The sequence below is a fragment of the uncultured Formosa sp. genome (assembly GCF_947500765.1).
Classification (GTDB): Bacteria; Bacteroidota; Bacteroidia; order Flavobacteriales; family Flavobacteriaceae; genus Formosa.
On sequence record NZ_CANMTH010000004.1, the window covers coordinates 122,847 to 138,937 of the forward strand.

16 protein-coding genes are annotated in these 16,091 nt (G+C 30.3%); 9 read left to right on the forward strand and 7 right to left on the reverse strand.

All coding sequences use genetic code 11. From position 1 onward, the window contains the following. Positions 1 to 25: 25 nt before the first annotated feature. Positions 26 to 562, reverse strand: a complete 537-nt coding sequence (locus Q1B05_RS09430) for a nucleotide exchange factor GrpE (protein ID WP_299779969.1) — start codon at positions 560 to 562, stop codon at positions 26 to 28. Positions 563 to 713: 151 nt separating this feature from the next. Between Q1B05_RS09430 and Q1B05_RS09435 the strand changes: the two genes are divergently transcribed. Next, a complete protein-coding gene (locus Q1B05_RS09435; RefSeq protein ID WP_299779971.1) occupies positions 714 to 1,385 on the forward strand; it encodes a YceI family protein in 672 nt (223 codons plus the stop codon). Positions 1,386 to 1,447: 62 nt separating this feature from the next. Here the strand turns inward: Q1B05_RS09435 and Q1B05_RS09440 are convergent, their stop codons facing one another. The 3 genes from Q1B05_RS09440 to mnmD form a co-directional block, all read right to left on the reverse strand. Continuing rightward, positions 1,448 to 2,356, reverse strand: a complete 909-nt coding sequence (locus tag Q1B05_RS09440; RefSeq protein WP_299779973.1) for a TIGR01777 family oxidoreductase — start codon at positions 2,354 to 2,356, stop codon at positions 1,448 to 1,450. A gap of 95 nt (positions 2,357 to 2,451) precedes the next feature. Beyond that, the gene (locus tag Q1B05_RS09445; RefSeq protein WP_299779975.1) at positions 2,452 to 3,021 is read right to left on the reverse strand and encodes a pentapeptide repeat-containing protein; all 570 of its coding nucleotides are present in this window, start codon (positions 3,019 to 3,021) and stop codon (positions 2,452 to 2,454) included. Between the two features lie 12 nt (positions 3,022 to 3,033). Then, positions 3,034 to 3,711, reverse strand: coding sequence for a tRNA (5-methylaminomethyl-2-thiouridine)(34)-methyltransferase MnmD (mnmD, locus tag Q1B05_RS09450; RefSeq protein WP_299779977.1), 678 nt, complete (start codon positions 3,709 to 3,711; stop codon positions 3,034 to 3,036). 169 nt (positions 3,712 to 3,880) lie between these two features. Here mnmD and Q1B05_RS09455 point away from each other — a divergent pair, with 169 nt between their 5' ends. Then, positions 3,881 to 4,936: a branched-chain amino acid aminotransferase gene (locus tag Q1B05_RS09455; protein ID WP_299779979.1), complete on the forward strand. Its 1,056-nt coding sequence runs from the start codon at positions 3,881 to 3,883 to the stop codon at positions 4,934 to 4,936. A gap of 42 nt (positions 4,937 to 4,978) precedes the next feature. Here Q1B05_RS09455 and Q1B05_RS09460 read toward each other — a convergent pair whose 3' ends face one another. Next, entirely contained in the window at positions 4,979 to 5,365 is a 387-nt protein-coding gene (locus tag Q1B05_RS09460; RefSeq protein ID WP_299779981.1) for a nucleoside triphosphate pyrophosphohydrolase family protein, read from the reverse strand. Between the two features lie 468 nt (positions 5,366 to 5,833). Here Q1B05_RS09460 and Q1B05_RS09470 point away from each other — a divergent pair, with 468 nt between their 5' ends. From Q1B05_RS09470 to crcB, 3 genes are all read left to right on the forward strand, one after another. Next, a complete protein-coding gene (locus tag Q1B05_RS09470; RefSeq protein ID WP_299779988.1) occupies positions 5,834 to 7,141 on the forward strand; it encodes a DUF5723 family protein in 1,308 nt (435 codons plus the stop codon). 96 nt (positions 7,142 to 7,237) lie between these two features. Next, positions 7,238 to 8,296 (forward strand): GyrI-like domain-containing protein, encoded by a 1,059-nt coding sequence (locus Q1B05_RS09475; protein ID WP_299779991.1) that lies wholly within the window; start codon positions 7,238 to 7,240, stop codon positions 8,294 to 8,296. Positions 8,297 to 8,313: 17 nt separating this feature from the next. Next, positions 8,314 to 8,685, forward strand: a complete 372-nt coding sequence (crcB, locus tag Q1B05_RS09480; protein WP_299779993.1) for a fluoride efflux transporter CrcB — start codon at positions 8,314 to 8,316, stop codon at positions 8,683 to 8,685. Here the strand turns inward: crcB and Q1B05_RS09485 are convergent. After that, positions 8,682 to 9,293 (reverse strand): DUF1684 domain-containing protein, encoded by a 612-nt coding sequence (locus Q1B05_RS09485; RefSeq protein WP_299779995.1) that lies wholly within the window; start codon positions 9,291 to 9,293, stop codon positions 8,682 to 8,684. The genes crcB and Q1B05_RS09485 overlap by 4 nt on opposite strands. A 231-nt stretch (positions 9,294 to 9,524) precedes the next feature. On the opposite strand from Q1B05_RS09485, the gene Q1B05_RS09490 reads away from it, so the two are divergent. Continuing rightward, positions 9,525 to 10,736 (forward strand): MFS transporter, encoded by a 1,212-nt coding sequence (locus Q1B05_RS09490; RefSeq protein ID WP_299779997.1) that lies wholly within the window; start codon positions 9,525 to 9,527, stop codon positions 10,734 to 10,736. Between the two features lie 7 nt (positions 10,737 to 10,743). On the opposite strand, the gene Q1B05_RS09495 is transcribed toward Q1B05_RS09490, so the two are convergent. After that, positions 10,744 to 11,760, reverse strand: a complete 1,017-nt coding sequence (locus tag Q1B05_RS09495) for a LacI family DNA-binding transcriptional regulator (protein WP_299779999.1) — start codon at positions 11,758 to 11,760, stop codon at positions 10,744 to 10,746. Between the two features lie 423 nt (positions 11,761 to 12,183). Here Q1B05_RS09495 and Q1B05_RS09500 point away from each other — a divergent pair, with 423 nt between their 5' ends. The 3 genes from Q1B05_RS09500 (at position 12,184) to Q1B05_RS09510 (ending at position 15,781) form a co-directional block, all read left to right on the forward strand. After that, positions 12,184 to 12,591 carry a hypothetical protein gene (locus Q1B05_RS09500; protein ID WP_299780001.1) on the forward strand — a complete coding sequence of 136 codons (408 nt, stop codon included), beginning with the start codon at positions 12,184 to 12,186 and terminating at the stop codon, positions 12,589 to 12,591. Positions 12,592 to 12,772: 181 nt separating this feature from the next. Beyond that, complete coding sequence (locus Q1B05_RS09505) at positions 12,773 to 13,591, forward strand: hypothetical protein (protein ID WP_299780003.1); 819 nt, start codon at positions 12,773 to 12,775, stop codon at positions 13,589 to 13,591. A gap of 393 nt (positions 13,592 to 13,984) precedes the next feature. Then, positions 13,985 to 15,781: a long-chain fatty acid--CoA ligase gene (locus Q1B05_RS09510; RefSeq protein ID WP_299780005.1), complete on the forward strand. Its 1,797-nt coding sequence runs from the start codon at positions 13,985 to 13,987 to the stop codon at positions 15,779 to 15,781. Positions 15,782 to 16,091 lie beyond the last annotated feature (310 nt).

Consider the following 16,091-nt stretch of genomic DNA (forward strand, 5'->3'; position numbering starts at 1 on the left):
TTTACACTATTTTATAGTGTGTATGTTATTGCCCTATTACAACTTTAGGAAAACGAATTACTGTTTCGCCTAATTTGTATCCTTTTTCAATAACATCAATAATTTTTCCTTTTAAATCTGGTGTTGGTGAAGGAATTTGAGTAATCGCTTCGTGATGATCTGCATTAAAAGTATCTCCTACTTCAACCTCTACTAATTCCAAACCTTTAGATTGTAACAGATTTTTTAGTTTATTACTAATCAATTCTACTCCTTTTAAAAGGTCCTTTTCTTTAGTTTTAGAAATCTCACTGTATGCACGATCAAAATCATCTAACACAGGTAACAATGCTACCATGACATCTTTGTTGGCAGTTTTAAACAAATCGATGCGTTCTTTAGAAGTTCGTTTTTTATAGTTTTCAAACTCAGCAAACAGTCTTAAAAATTTATCTTTTTCTTCCTTCAATTTAGCCTGTAAATCCTCTTCTACAGATACTTCTTGATTTTCAACAACTTGCTCTTCTACTTGTTCTTCTATATTTTCGACTTCAATGTCTTTTTGATTCTCTTCTTTACTCATGTCTTCTAATTTAAAATAAACACTATCCATTTAAGGCAAAAGTACTGCCATCTTTCAATATTTGCCAAAATGTCACAAATAAAATTATGGTTTTTTTCTTGAAGCTTTCTATTTTGGTTATTTTTGAATTCAAACATAAAAAACAATAATCATGAAAAATAAGATTTTAACCTTATGTATTGCCATTTCTATTGGTGCAACTTTAATATCTTGTAAAGACAAGACAAAAGAAGCTGAAGCTACTGCTGTAGAGCCCGTAGCCGAAACTGTAATTACTGCAGTAAAATACAATGTAGATGTAAGCAACTCTTCTATTGAATGGAAAGGTGCTAAACCTACAGGTGAACATTTTGGAACCATTTGCATTGAAACAGGAGAACTTACTGCTGATGGTAATAGTGTACAAAGCGGAACTATAGTTATAGATATGAATAGTATTGCTGCCTTAGATGTTGAAGGTGATAAAAAACTAAACTTAGAAGCTCACTTAAAAGGGACTGTTGAAGGCAAAGAAGGCGACTTTTTTAACGTAAATGAGTTCCCTAAGTCTACATTTAAAATCACAGGAGTTACCACTAATGAGACTGGAAAAACGATACTTTCTGGAAATTTAAAAATGAAAGGTATTGAGAAAAATGTATCATTCCCTGTCACTGTATCTACTGAAGGTAAAACACTTAGTTTAGTTAGCGAAACTTTTGCTATAGACAGAACACAATGGGGAATAAATTTTGGATCTAAATCGGTTTTTGATAATCTTGGAGATAAGTTTATTAACGACGATATTACTTTAACGATTAAAGTTAAAGCTACAAAAGCTTAAAACTTGATGTATTAAAACAAATTTAATATTGAAAGACTATCTATAAAAAGATAGTCTTTTTTTTATGTTAGTAATTCTAACAATGCCGGATGTAGATTAGGATATTTAAACTCGAACCCCTGATTTTCTAATTTTTTACTGCTTACTCGCTGACTTGCATACATTAAATTATGCATTTCTCCCAAAACGAGTTTCATTACACCTCTAGGAATACCTGGTAAAAACATAGGTTTATCTACAACTTTAGCAATAGACTTTATAAGTTCGCTTTGTGTAACAGGATTTGGTGCAACAGCATTAAAAGTGCCTTCTCCACAATATTTTAAAAGATAAATAAACACACGAACAACATCGTCTATATGCACCCAAGATTGCCATTGCTCACCTTTACCAAAAACAGCCCCTAAACCTAAATCTATCGGTTTTTTAAATTCTGGTAAAACGCCACCTTCTGTAGACAACACAAGGCCAATACGTACTTTGGCTACTTTAATATTTAATCCAAAAAAAGTATCGACCTCGGCTTCCCAAGCTTTAACCACTTCTCCTAGAAAAGAATCGTCTATTCCAGTATCCTTTTCATTATAATATTTAGTTAAAGAATCGGGATAAATACTAATCCCACTTGCAGATATTATTTGAGAAACATTGTGACTAGGCAAAGATTTTAACCCGCGATGTAATAATCGTGCAGATTGCACCCGGCTATCTAAAATTTCCTTTTTATTAGAAGCGGTCCAACGTTTAGAAACTGTTCCTCCTGCCAAGTGAATAATAACATGTATACCTTCAAAACAACCGGTATCTATTTCGTTTGTTTTCGGGTTCCAATAATAACCCCGATAGTTCTTTTTATTTACAATTTTTTCTTTTCTAGTCGTTAAATATTTAACACTAACATTCTTATGGAGACAGCGTTCCACAATTTTAGTTCCCAAAAGTCCTGTAGCGCCAGTAATTAAAACACCCATCTCTTAATTTTTAAACAAAAATACAAATACATAAATGCCTACAAGTCACATTAAGTAAGGTTTAACACTAATCTGTAAAACAGACTAATACGTAGTTAACTAATTTCAAGTTGATACTTTTGTAATAAACCTTCTAAATCATTCCTAGAAAATTTAGCACCTTTCATTTTATTATGTTCAGGATCGATATTAAAGTTATATGCGGTTAAAAAATTTGCATTTTCTAGATTTGCATCTATAAACTGTACATCTTGTAAATTACTCTCCTCGAAATCTGCATATGTTAAATCACTGCCTTGAAATGAGGCTTGTTGTAATTCACAATTTATAAACACACTACGTTTAAGTTTTAAAAAATCGAAATGCGTCATTTGAAGATTACAATTGTTAAAATTTAAACGCATTAAAAATGTATTTATAGATTTAAAATCTAATCCTAATAATTTACATCCTGAAAAAACAACATCGTTAAAAGCTGTCTTTTTAAGTTTTGCATTACTTAAATTACAATCTATAAACTCGCAGTCGGTAAACACAAACCCAGAAAGATCGCTATTAGACAAATCGCATTGCTCGAAGGAGCAGCCATCATAATCGCCTAAAGGCAAAGGGTTACTTGTATAGTCTTCATTTTTAAATAAAAGGTCTTCAACATTTGTAGTCATAACGTCTATTTATTAAATTTTAATTGCTCTCAACATCTCTCTTTTCCCTGGAGGCCCTGGAATACGAGCTACAGTAAACCCAACGGCTTGCATTGCTCTTCTAGCATTACCTTGTGCAGAATAAGTTACCAAAATCCCGCTTGGTTTTAAAGCTTTAAACATAATTTTAAAAACAGCTTCTCCCCATAAATCAGGTTGAACTCTTGGGCCAAAAGCATCGAAATAAATAATATCATACAACGCATTGTCTGTAATATCATTAAAAGATTTTTGTTGTTTTAATAAAGAAAAACCTTCTGAAATATCTTGCTTAGATTCCCAAGCAACAGTATGAAGAGTATTAAAAAGCGATTCGTTAGCACCTTGATTTATAGATTTCGAATAATTAATATGAAGTAAATCGTCTGCAGTTACAGGATATGCTTCTACTCCTGTATAATTTATTTTACAATTTAATTTCTTAGATTCTAAACATGTTAAAAACGCATTTAAACCAGTACCGAACCCTATTTCTAAAATAGAGATAGGATTTAAATCTGGTTTTTCTTCTAAAGTATATTTTAATCCCTCCTTAATAAACACATGTAAAGCCTCTTGAATTGCCCCATGTCTAGAGTGATAAGTTTCGTCTAAATCAGGTAAATAAATGGTTGAAGAACCATCTGCTGTTGTAATAAATTTACGTTCCAAAATAATGAAGTTTGCGAAAGATTAATTAAAATATTAAAATCTAAAAAAGAAGGATTTACTAAATTATATAATCAATTAATTCGAAACGTAAATATACTCGATTTTTAAAAATTTTATACTACTTTTAGGGTATAATTAAATACTGTTTAATCTAGTAAATTGTAATATTTTGACAAATACGATTGAAATTACAAAAGCAAATACGAGCAAGATACATGATGTGGATTTTGATAATTTGTCTTTTGGTAAAGTTTTCTCAGATCACATGTTTGTTTGTGATTTTAAAAATGGCGAATGGCAGAAGCCAGAAATTACGCCTTATGCACCTTTAACTTTAGATCCTTCTGCTCGTGTTTTTCATTACGGCCAAGCTGTTTTTGAAGGCATGAAAGCATTTAAGGACGAAGCTAATAATGTCTGGTTATTTAGACCTGAAGACAACCTTGAACGCATTAACAAATCTGCAGAACGTTTGGCTATACCTGCATTTCCAAAAGACGTTTTTATGGAAGGCTTAAAAGCTTTGGTAAAATTAGACGAAGCATGGGTACAACCTGGTTTTGGAAACTCGCTATACATTAGACCTTTTGTTATTGCAACAGAACCTGCTATTGCTGCATCTCCTGCTTTAGAATACAAGTTCTTAATTATTTGCTCGCCGGCTCAATCGTATTATTCTGGAGATGTACGTGTGCTAATTGCTGAACAATTTAGTAGATCTGCTAACGGAGGTGTTGGTTACGCAAAAGCTGCAGGAAATTATGCTGCACAATTTTACCCTACAAGTCTAGCAAACCAAGAAGGTTTTCAACAAATTATCTGGACAGACGCAGATACTCATGAGTTTCTTGAAGAAGCTGGTACTATGAATGTCTTTTTTAGAATTAACGACACTTTAGTTACTGCACCAACTAGTGAAAGAATTTTAGATGGAATTACTCGTAAAAGTATTATCCAAATTGCTAAAGATTCTGGTATTGCTGTAGATGTAAGACCTATTAAAGTAAGTGAATTAGTCGAAGCTAGCAAAAACGGATCTTTAAAAGAAGTTTTTGGTTCTGGTACAGCTGCTGTAGTTAGTCCAATATCTGCATTCTCTTATAAAGGAGATCTTTTTGAAATTCCGAAAATGGACAACAACTTCTCTTCTATATTTAAAGAGAAATTATTAAATATACAATATAACAAATCTGAAGACCCTTACGGTTGGAGACAAAGTATATAATATAAAACTAAAAAGAGCGACTTAAAACAGTCGCTCTTTTTTTTATTTATCTAAAACAGAAGCTATATCCGGCTTAAAATAGTTTGGCCCTTTTAATACTTTTCCGTCTTCTCTATATATAGGTTCACCATCGGCATCTAGTTTACTCATATTACTGCGTTGTATTTCGTTAAAGACATCTTCTATTTTATGCTGTAAACCATGCTCAATTATAGTCCCGCATAAAATATATAACATATCTCCTAAGGCATCTGCAATCTCTACAAGATCCTTATTATTGGCAGCCTCTAAATACTCTTCGTTTTCTTCTTTCATTAAGTTAAAACGCAACATATTTTTATCTTTACCTAAATCGGCAAGAGGTGTTTCACTATATCCTAGTTTATATGCTGTATGAAATGCTTTTACAGCCTCTATTTTACTCTTCATATTATTAATATATTATAATTTTGATTACATTTACAAACTTGATAAAGTTGCAATTAGATTCTAATATTTAAGCAACTTATCACAGATTTTAAATTTTAGCATCATTTTTTTAATTAATTCTCATAGTACCCTATGTTTACAAAAGGTCAATTGATTTTTGGAGTCATCTTTTTTATAGTTTTTGTTATCTCAATATTTTATACTTATAAAAAAGATTTCGCACTTCATAAAAAATATTACAATGGTAGTATATGGGTGCTTGTTGCTTTTATTGCCTTCTTATTATTTATTATCAGTATAAAATTAATATTTAAAGGTTAATAACGCTTTACATTTTACGCAAAAAACAAGCTACATTATTAAGTTTTTTGTTTTTAAAACACAAAAAACCAATCTTAATCTAAAAAAACATCATTTATTTTTAGATACCTTTCATTTATTTTCCGTTCTTAATAAAAAATAACGGATATGAAACCCCTCCCTATACTTCTAACTCTTGTCTTTTTTACATCAATCTGTAATACGATAAAAGCGCAAAACTACATTGGACATACTGTAGACAACTATGCGGGGATACATAGTGTTATCTATAACCCTGCAACAAGTGTGGGTTCTAAAATGAAATTAGACATTAATATTTTATCCCTTAGTTCTTTTGGCGCAAATGATTACTATGCAATGACTTTAAATAATTTAGTAAATTCTGAAAATATTTTTAGTTCAGAACAAGACACCAAAACATTTCCAAAAGATAATAATAACTTTTTTGTGAATTTAGATGTTATGGGACCTTCTATAATGCTAAATATTAATAAAAGTAATAGTGTTGCATTAATTTCACGAGTAAGATCCTTTGTAAATATCAATAAAATAAATGGAGAATTATTTGAAAACATAAAAAATGATTTTGATGAAACGGAAAATTTTAATTTCAAAAACGATGAATTTACAGGAGCAATTCATGCATGGGCAGAACTTGGGTTTTCTTACGGTCATATACTTTATAATAATAAAAATCATAAAATTAAAGGAGGCATAACCTTAAAGTATTTACAAGGAATAGGATCTGCTTTTATGAGTACCAATGAGTTAAAGGGAAATTACAATGCATCTGCAAATACATTAGAAACAACTGGAAATTTGGTTTATGGTGTTACAGGAGATTTTGATATTGACAACCTTAAATATGAAAATTTAGGTACTGGTTTTGGAGCTGACATTGGACTTATTTACGAATGGATTAAAAACAACACTTTAGACGATCTTAATACTGATTATAAATTAAAAATCGGAGTATCTGTTACAGATATTGGTTCTATAAATTATAAGGATACAGAAGTATCTAATTACGACTTAAATGCAACAATTAATCCAAACGATTTTGATATTGATAATTTAGATGATTTATACGAATACACTTCGGTAATAGAAAAGGCAAAAATAAAACTCCCAACAGCCATTCACCTACAAGCAGATTACAATATTGTTGACCGTTTTTACATGAGCGCTCAAGCAGATTTTTCGATAGCAAAAGCAAATCAAGCTAAAACTTCAAACAGTTTAAATTCTGTAATATTTACACCACGTTTTGAAATTAAAAGATTTAGTGTGTATTTACCTTTTGGTTTTAGACAATATGGTGGTTTTGGAAGTGGTTTTGGATTACGAGCCGGACCGCTAACAATTGGATCAAGTTCAATCATTTCAAACTTAATATCAAACACATCAAAATCTGCCGATGTATATATCGGTTTAAAAGTGCCTATTTACAGATAAAAAGACTAAAAATCACGCATGTTTAAAGAAGAAATACGGTTTTTAAAAAATTGAAATAAAATTGTTTACCTTTGATATTATCACAATTTTACATCAATGAAATCAACAAAATATATCTTGTTTTTGCTACTTATAGCGTTCATTGGATCTTCAATTTATATTGCTGTTCAACCAAACGAAATAAGCTTCTCAAGAACAAAGACAGTAGAAGCACCACAAGAAGTAGTTTACAACTATCTTAATAATTTAAACCATTGGAATTCTTGGGTTCCATGGAAAAAAATAAGCACTACAGACTCTAATCAAAATAGTAAAGAGTATACGTGGTTACAAGATAATTCTATAGGAAGAATTACAACCATAAAGTCTTCTAAACCCACAAGTATACATCAAGAATTAATCTACCACGAATACCCAAAATCTGAGTTAGATTGGAAAATTGATTCTATTTCTGAAAACACATCTTCGGTAACTTTAAGCATGACCAGTAAGAACATTCCGTTAAAAAAGAAAGTATATTATGCCATTTTTGGAACCCCTGAAATAGATCTTGCTCCTAAATTTGAAAAAGGACTTATAAAACTAGATTCTGCGATTATAGAAAGTATGAAAGCATATAGCGTTACAATAAATGGTATTACCAACCACAGTGGCAGTTATTACTTATACAACACAACTTCTAGCCGTATAGATAACTACAAAGATAAGGCAAAAGTTATGATGGCTGAAGTCACAAAATATATCTCAGAAAACCAAATCCCTATGGCTGGTTTTCCTTTTATTTCATTTAGTAAATGGGATAGAGAACATAACAGTGTAACCTTCTCTTGCTGCATACCTACAACCACAGAAATTACAACTACAGACAACACTATCAAGACAGGTTTACTACCTGGATTTAAAACACTTAAAACCACTTTAAAAGGTAATTACAACTATTTAGATGAAGCTTGGAATACGACTTCAGAATACATGATTACAAATGACTTAGAAAAGGCGGAAAGTAATATTATGTTAGAGAGTTATGTTACAAACCCGAAATACAAAATTAATCCGGCAGATTGGGTTACCGAAATCTATGTTGCTATCAAACAAGAGACAGATTCAATTCCTCAAATACCAGAGGTCACTACACCTGTAACAAGCGATAACTAAATTTTTAGACACGACAAATGAAACACTTAGTTTTGATTTTTATTGGTGGTGGTTTTGGTAGTGTGTTACGCTTTATTGTAAGTAAATATCTAAACGATACTAGTACAGGTATCCCTTACGGAACCATGTTAGTAAATATTACAGGAAGTTTGCTTATTGGAGTTGTTCTGGGATTAGCTGCTAAAAATCATTTTATAACCCAAAACCACACCTTATTATTGGCTACAGGTTTTTGCGGCGGATTAACAACCTTTTCAACTTTTGCTTTTGAAAATCAAACTTTTTTAAAAACCGGAGAGTTTCTAAACTTTACAATTTATACTTGTGCGAGTTTTATACTTGGTTTTTTGGTTGTATTTTCTGGAGTATACCTTGTAAAATATATCTAGTATTTTTTAAAAGCCTTCACTCCTGCTTTTATTTCTGTATTTAAAAAATTATTTCTTGGTACAATTGGGCACGAGTATTTTTCATTATATGCACAATACGGATTAAAAGCCGTATTAAAATCTATAGTAATAACAGTATCCTTTTCTTTATCATTTACACGAACTTCAATATAACGTCCGCCTCCATAAGTAGAATCGCCATTTGTTAAATCTAAAAAAGGTAAAAACAAATAATCTTCGTAGCCTTCTTCATCTAACAAATCTTGACTTTCATAAATTTTAAGTTTAAAATCTTCACCCTTAATTTTAAAATTTACAACACCAAAAACACGCTCTTTAGCCATACGATCTGTAGTTGTAGGCATTTCAAAAAATGTACTATCTGGAGTATGATTTAATTGCGCTTGAACGATGTATGTAGAATCTACTTTAAAAAAATCTAAACCTTTAAATTCTTTTCTATCCTTCTTTTTTAAAGGGGACTGACTGGCATCTTTAAAACTAGAATTTAATGATCTCTGAAAAGGTGTATCACCAACTAAAGGTTCTTTGTTTTGAAAACAGGAACACAAACAAAAAAACAAGGCGATATATAAGAATGATTTCATTTGAATAAATTTGAACTCAAAAATACAACTTATCATTTTTTTATCTAGATTTGAATCAGAAAATATCCACAATAATGTTAACTAGAAAAGTCTCTTATAAACTTACCCGCGTATCTTATTCTAGATACTGGACACGCTATATATAACACTTTCTAAATATTATATAAAAAACGTCCAACCTTAAAGTATTAAGTTGGACGTTTTTTTTTGCTCAAACCAAACAAAAAAACAATGAAAACAATTTTTAAAAATTACATAAACACCTTTAAAGGGCTTTCTAACGAAGTTTGGTGGTTGGCATTTATTACATTAGTTAACAGAGCTGGAACTATGGTTATCCCATTCTTATCGCTATACCTGACTAAAAACTTACATTTTACTCTTATAGAAGTAGGCTGGATCATGAGTGCTTTTGGAGGTGGATCTGTCGTTGGATCTTGGTTAGGCGGAAAATTAACCGATAAAATTGGTTACTACAAAGTCATGGTTTTTAGCTTAATTACTTCTGGTTTTCTATTTATTGCCTTACAATTTCTAACAACTTTTGTAGGTATAACTATTGGTGTTTTTGTTTTACTAATGATTGCCGACATGTTTAGACCTGCCATGTTTGTAGCTTTAAGTGCATACAGTAAACAGGAAAATAAAGTAAGATCTGTAACATTAATACGTTTGGCTATTAATCTTGGTTTTTCTGCAGGACCAGCTATTGGCGGATTAATAATTGTAACATTAAACTATGGCGGACTGTTTTGGGTAGATGGTATTACATGCTTTTTGGCAGGTATATTACTATTAAACGTATTACACCCTAAAAAAGTTAAAGTTGCTGATGAGATTGTTGTTGAAAACCCAAGATCTGCTTATAAAGACGTGAATTACATTATCTTCTTATTGGCTATGTTATTATTTGGAGTGGCCTTTTTGCAATACTTCTCGACAGTACCATTGTTCTATAAAGAGGTATTTAGTTTATCCGAGTTTCAGATTGGATTGTTAATGGGAATGAACGGATTTTTAATTTTTGTGCTTGAAATGCCACTTGTTAAGTCTTTAGAGAAATCAATGTATTCTAAAACAGGATTGGTTGTTTTCGGAGCCATTTTAACAACTATAAGTTTTATATTTTTAAACATAAGCGGCTGGGCTGGCGTATTAGTAATAGGTATGTTATTTATGACTATTGGAGAAATGATCGCCTTTCCGTTTTCTAATGCCTTTGCTTTAGAACGTGCTAAAAAAGGAAATCAAGGGGAATACATGGCATTGTATAGCATCTCTTTTTCTATAGCTCATATTATAGCACATAATTCGGGAATGCACTTAATAGCAAAATACGGATACCAAGTAACATGGCATACCACAACTGTGGTTATGCTTGTATGTATTGGTATTTTATACTATTTAAAATGGAGAATGATTAGGCAAAAAGACAAGCAATAATAACTTATTAACGTGTAGAATCACGCACTACAATATCTGTTTCTATATATTCTGTAGAATACGATTTTGCATCGTCTTTCGTTTCTAATTTTTCAATTAATTTTTTAGCAGCTACAGCACCCATAATTTCACCATGTTGACTAACACATGTTAATCTTGGATTAGAATTACGAGCCAATAAACCATTAGCAAAAGAAATAACTGCCAAATCTTCGGGTATATTATAACCATTTTCTTTTGCTATTTCCATTGCAGAAAGTGCAGAAGATTCGTTCGTAGAAATAATACCATCGATTTTATGATCAAACAACGGACGAATCATAGTATCGTAATTTTTATAATTTACTTCGTTGGTATTTATAACCAAACTAGAATCGAAAGCGATATTATTTTGTTCTAATCCTTTTTTATATCCTTCAAAACGTAAACGTCCAATACTTAAATTTTTTAATGGAGATACAAATGCAATACGTTTACATCCTTGCTTCACCAAATTACTTACAGCATCTGCAGAAGCATTTAAATCGTCTGTAATAATTTTATCACATTCTACGTGTTCAGAAACACGATCAAACATTACAATTGGAAATCCGAATTTAACACTATCAGTAAAATGACTAAACTCCCCATTCTCTTCCGTTTCTTTAGAAATTGCAAGTAAGAAACCATCGATACTTCCTGTAGATAACATATCTATAATTTCAACTTCTTTCTGATAAGATTCATTAGAGATACAAGTCATTATTCTATACCCATGACTTGCTGCTTCTTTTTCTATACCCTGTAATACTTGCATATAGAAATAATTAAGCATATTAGGAATAATTACACCAATACTTTTTGTTCTTTTATTCTTTAAACTTAAAGCATTATAATTTGGTCTGTAATTTTTCTCTTTTGCATAATTCTGAATTAAAATACGCGTTTCCTCACTAATTTCAGGAATGTCATGAAGCGCTTTAGATACTGTGGAAACGGATACATTTAATGCTTTTGCAATATCTTTTAAGGTGGTTTTTTTCATGAAAATGGCTATTAATTGGGATTCGTTTTTTTATTAATCTAACAAATTATACAAGAGCTAAAATTATAATAAATTTTTGAAACTAAAAAGTGTATAAATTTATTAATTCTTAAATTTTCACCGCTTTTAAAGCAATTTTATAATAGTATCTTTAAGTAATGGATTATTTTTGACATTATTAGAACTCTTTTTTTGTGTTTTTAATTTTTGGCACATATTTAACTCATTTACAAACAAGTCTAAACGCTTCACTTTTTTAAATATCAGCTATAAAATCAGGGTTCTATTTCTCGTAACATTGTAATATTTAATAATGTATTTAAGATTTTATTAATTTTGATTGAATTTTTTATCATATAAAAATTCAACATTTAAATACATCTTTCCGGTTTAGTGTTTATTTTTGTGGTAACGGATAATAACATGGCACAGTCAAACAAAACAAATATTAAAGATTTAACAATATACCAGAAATCTTTGGAAATTTTTAAGTTGTCTAGACACATTGCGTCTTATATTACTCATGACAAAGATGTTATAGCCATGCACACGTCTAAAAATTATTTAGATAAATACGCAGATAAACTTGTAATTGATTCATTAGAATTAGTGCCAAAAATTGTTGAAACAGAGAATGAAACAAATCATATTCTAAAGTTAAAATACGCGAAATCTTTACGTTTTTTTATTGATAGACTATATTCTAATACCAAACATTTAGAAACCAACAAAACTAACAGCTCCGATTTTATAAAACTATTACGTATAGAAATTAAAAAACTAAGAATTATACATAGACTTTATGTAAAGTCCTTAATTCAACAAAATTAGTCTCTAATATTCCCCCTATATATGCACTATAACCGTATTAAGAACAGCATTTAATTTTCTTTGTACAGATTTCGCAAAGCATCGATTTCAGATCACTATATTTGATTTTTTATAGAATCTAATAAGATTCTATTTTTTTAGCAAAAATTGCATGAGAGAATCAAAATATTAATTAATAAAAATGATAGAATTACTATTCTTAATTAAACTAATTGTTGCAATTGGGTTTGTTATTGGCTTATCCGTACTTGCTGAAAATGTAAGCCCAAAAGTTGCTGGAATTTTATCTGGATATCCAACAGGATCTGCAATAACGTTATTTTTCTTTGGACTAGAAGTAAATCCTGAATATGCTGCAAAAAGTGCCGTTTATAATATGATTGGACTAACAGCGGCATTAACCTTTGTATATATTTATTACATTGCATCTAAATTCTTTAATAAATACAACATTCTCTTATCGGCTTTGTCTGCCATTTTAGGTTACTTTATAGTTGTTTGGTTATTGCACCATTTAGAAGTTAATACCTATATAGCCATATTAATCCCTATTATATTTTCGTTTCTGTATCTCTATCTCTTCAAAAATATTAAAGAAATTAATATAAAAACGAAAGCAAAACTAAGTTATAAAACGCTTTTTGTAAGAGCCTTTCTGGCTGCATTAATTATTTTAGTTATTACAAGTGTCCCAAAGTTTGTTGGACCTACGTGGGCAGGACTTTTTTCAGCCTTTCCTACCACCCTTTTTCCTTTAATATTAATTATACACTTAACTTATTCTAAAGAACATGTACATACTGTTATTAAAAATGTACCTATAGGTATGTTTTCATTAATTATCTATTCACTAACCATTTCAATCGTATATCCATTATATGGTATATATTGGGGCACATTGCTCTCTTTCGGAACCGCAACCACCTATTTGCTAGTGTATAAAAAAATAAGAAACTTTATAAACAAACATAGAAGCACTATTCCCGCTACTTCTAAATAAACTTTAAACCTAATTACATACTCCTACCTCTTAACCATTTAGCTCACATATATTTTAGATTTAACTGGTATTATACTTAAGGATATTAGTACCTGTTTAACACAGATTATTTTAGGATTGTTATATAATTACTCAAAAACATTTGAAATTAAACAACTTCAACAACTCTTCATTTCAAGTAAAATATCACAACTAAACACGAAGTAAAAACCAGCAGAAAATTACCCCTTCTTTTATAAAAAAACTGTAAAATTAATTACTAAACAAGGAGAAATTCTTAGTCCGAAAAAATCTCAAACATTCATTTTAGTCAAAAAGAGTACAATTATTCGTAACTTTGTATGCTTTAATTTAGGCTAAGGTCTATTTTAATTCGGAACGAATAACAGGGTAATGAACTATAAACACTTAGTAGAAGAGATAAAAGATAATAGTCAGCATTTTAAAAATAAAAATGCAATCTATTATAAAAATAACGAGCTTAATACATGGGAAGGCATTTCTTGGTTAGATTTTGAATCTCGAATAGAAACACTTTCTAAAGCCCTTATAAATTACGGAATATCGGTACAGCAAAACATTGCTATTTTTTCTGAAAATATGCCAAATTGGATTATTTCAGATATTGCAATTATGCGTGTTAGAGCTGTAACTATACCTATTTATGCTACAAATTCTAAGAAAGAAGTTGAATATGTTATAGATGACGCAAAGGTAAGTTTGCTTTTTGTTGGCGATCAAAACGAATACGATAAAGCTTACGAACTTTTAGACACTTCAAAGTATTTAAAACTAATTGTAGCTTTAACAAAAACAATTAAACTTCATGCTTCGCAAAAATCTGTTTATTTAGAAGATTTTACTGCTTTTGAAGCCAGTGAACAAATAGAAACAGAACTTAAAAAACGATATTACGAGTGTGATTTTGAAGACATCGCAAGTATTATTTACACCTCTGGAACTACAGGAGAACCTAAAGGTGTCATGTTAGATTACAATAATTTCGGAGGCTCTTTAGCTGCACATGATCATGAATTAACCCTTACAGAAAAAGACGCGTCGCTAAGCTTCTTACCTTTAAGTCATATTTACGAACGTAGTTGGGTATTCTTTTGCTTGAAAAAAGGAATTGAAGTATACTTTAATCAAGACCCTAAAAAAATTGTAGATGTTATTAAAGAAGTAAAACCAACTGTAATGTGTACAGTGCCTCGAATCTTCGAGAAAATTTTTGCCGCAATTCAAGATAAAAGAAAAGAAGCTTCTCCTGCTAAAATGAAACTAGCAAGTTGGGCTTTAGGAATTGGTAATAATTATTACAACAAACACAAACGACTAGAGAAAAAAGTACCAGCAGCTTTAAAACTAAAATATAAAATAGCAGACAAACTAGTACTTAGTAAATTGCGAGACGTATTTGGTGGCCGTATAAAATTTATGCCTTGTGGTGGTGCACCACTAGCAGCAGATACGGTATCGTTTTTCCACTCTTTCGGACTAAATATTAAATGCGGATATGGGTTAACAGAAACCACTGCAACAGCTACACTTTTTGGAGACACACATTTTGAGTTTAATTCTGCAGGAAAGCCTATAGAAGGAACTCAGATTAAAATTGGTGACAACAACGAGGTTTTAGTAAAAGGGCCTGGAGTTATGAGAGGATATTATCAAAAACCCGAAGCTACTGCTGCTGTATTTGATAATGGATGGTTTAAAACTGGTGATGCAGGTAAAATAGATGAAAAAGGAAATTTAATTATTACCGATAGAATTAAAGATTTAATGAAAACATCTGGAGGAAAATATATTGCGCCTCAAAAATTAGAAAATGCTCTAATTACAGATTCATTTATTGAGCAGATTGCAGTTATTGGAGACCAACAAAAATATGTTACTGCATTAGCTGTTCCTAGTTTTGATAATTTAAAAAAATATGCTTTAGAGCATAAAATTAACTTTAAAGACGTAGAAGATTTAATTACTAATCTTCAGATTATAGATCTTTTTGAAAAACGATTTGAAGAGCTACAAAAGGAATTTTCAAAATTTGAAAAAATTAAAAAATTCACCTTACTTCCTAAAGAATTCAGTATAGAAGCAGGAGAAATCACTGCAACTTTAAAATTAAAACGTAAAGTCATTCAAAAAAAATACAAAGAACTTATAGATAACATGTATTCGGATTAAGTAATACTCATATCATAATAAAGTGATACTTAAACTAAAAAAATCCAATTAGAATAACGTTAGTATTTATTTTTTTTGCAGACTAACACACAATGTTACAACTAAAATGTTTCATGGAAAAACAATGTTTTTTCATGAAACATTTTTTTTTACAATCAGATTAGCTGTCTTAGTGAATAATTTTTATAAACATATTTTGTTTGACGAAAACATGAGGTATTCAAGCATTAACTAATTTAAGTATGATTAACTTTTTTAACAGAAATTGAATATTATGAAATTGAAAAAAAACAGAAAAATTCTGCATAAA

Excerpts from the sequence above, each read along its gene's own strand:
- Q1B05_RS09430 (WP_299779969.1), bottom strand. The coding sequence starts at position 562 with ATGAGTAAAGAAGAGAATCAAAAAGACATTGAAGTCGAAAATATAGAA.
- Q1B05_RS09435 (WP_299779971.1), top strand. The coding sequence starts at position 714 with ATGAAAAATAAGATTTTAACCTTATGTATTGCCATTTCTATTGGTGCA.
- Q1B05_RS09440 (WP_299779973.1), bottom strand. The coding sequence starts at position 2,356 with ATGGGTGTTTTAATTACTGGCGCTACAGGACTTTTGGGAACTAAAATT.
- Q1B05_RS09445 (WP_299779975.1), bottom strand. The coding sequence starts at position 3,021 with ATGACTACAAATGTTGAAGACCTTTTATTTAAAAATGAAGACTATACA.
- Q1B05_RS09460 (WP_299779981.1), bottom strand. The coding sequence starts at position 5,365 with ATGAAGAGTAAAATAGAGGCTGTAAAAGCATTTCATACAGCATATAAA.
- Q1B05_RS09470 (WP_299779988.1), top strand. The coding sequence starts at position 5,834 with ATGAAACCCCTCCCTATACTTCTAACTCTTGTCTTTTTTACATCAATC.
- Q1B05_RS09475 (WP_299779991.1), top strand. The coding sequence starts at position 7,238 with ATGAAATCAACAAAATATATCTTGTTTTTGCTACTTATAGCGTTCATT.
- crcB (WP_299779993.1), top strand. The coding sequence starts at position 8,314 with ATGAAACACTTAGTTTTGATTTTTATTGGTGGTGGTTTTGGTAGTGTG.
- Q1B05_RS09485 (WP_299779995.1), bottom strand. The coding sequence starts at position 9,293 with ATGAAATCATTCTTATATATCGCCTTGTTTTTTTGTTTGTGTTCCTGT.
- Q1B05_RS09490 (WP_299779997.1), top strand. The coding sequence starts at position 9,525 with ATGAAAACAATTTTTAAAAATTACATAAACACCTTTAAAGGGCTTTCT.
- Q1B05_RS09495 (WP_299779999.1), bottom strand. The coding sequence starts at position 11,760 with ATGAAAAAAACCACCTTAAAAGATATTGCAAAAGCATTAAATGTATCC.
- Q1B05_RS09500 (WP_299780001.1), top strand. The coding sequence starts at position 12,184 with ATGGCACAGTCAAACAAAACAAATATTAAAGATTTAACAATATACCAG.
- Q1B05_RS09505 (WP_299780003.1), top strand. The coding sequence starts at position 12,773 with ATGATAGAATTACTATTCTTAATTAAACTAATTGTTGCAATTGGGTTT.
- Q1B05_RS09510 (WP_299780005.1), top strand. The coding sequence starts at position 13,985 with ATGAACTATAAACACTTAGTAGAAGAGATAAAAGATAATAGTCAGCAT.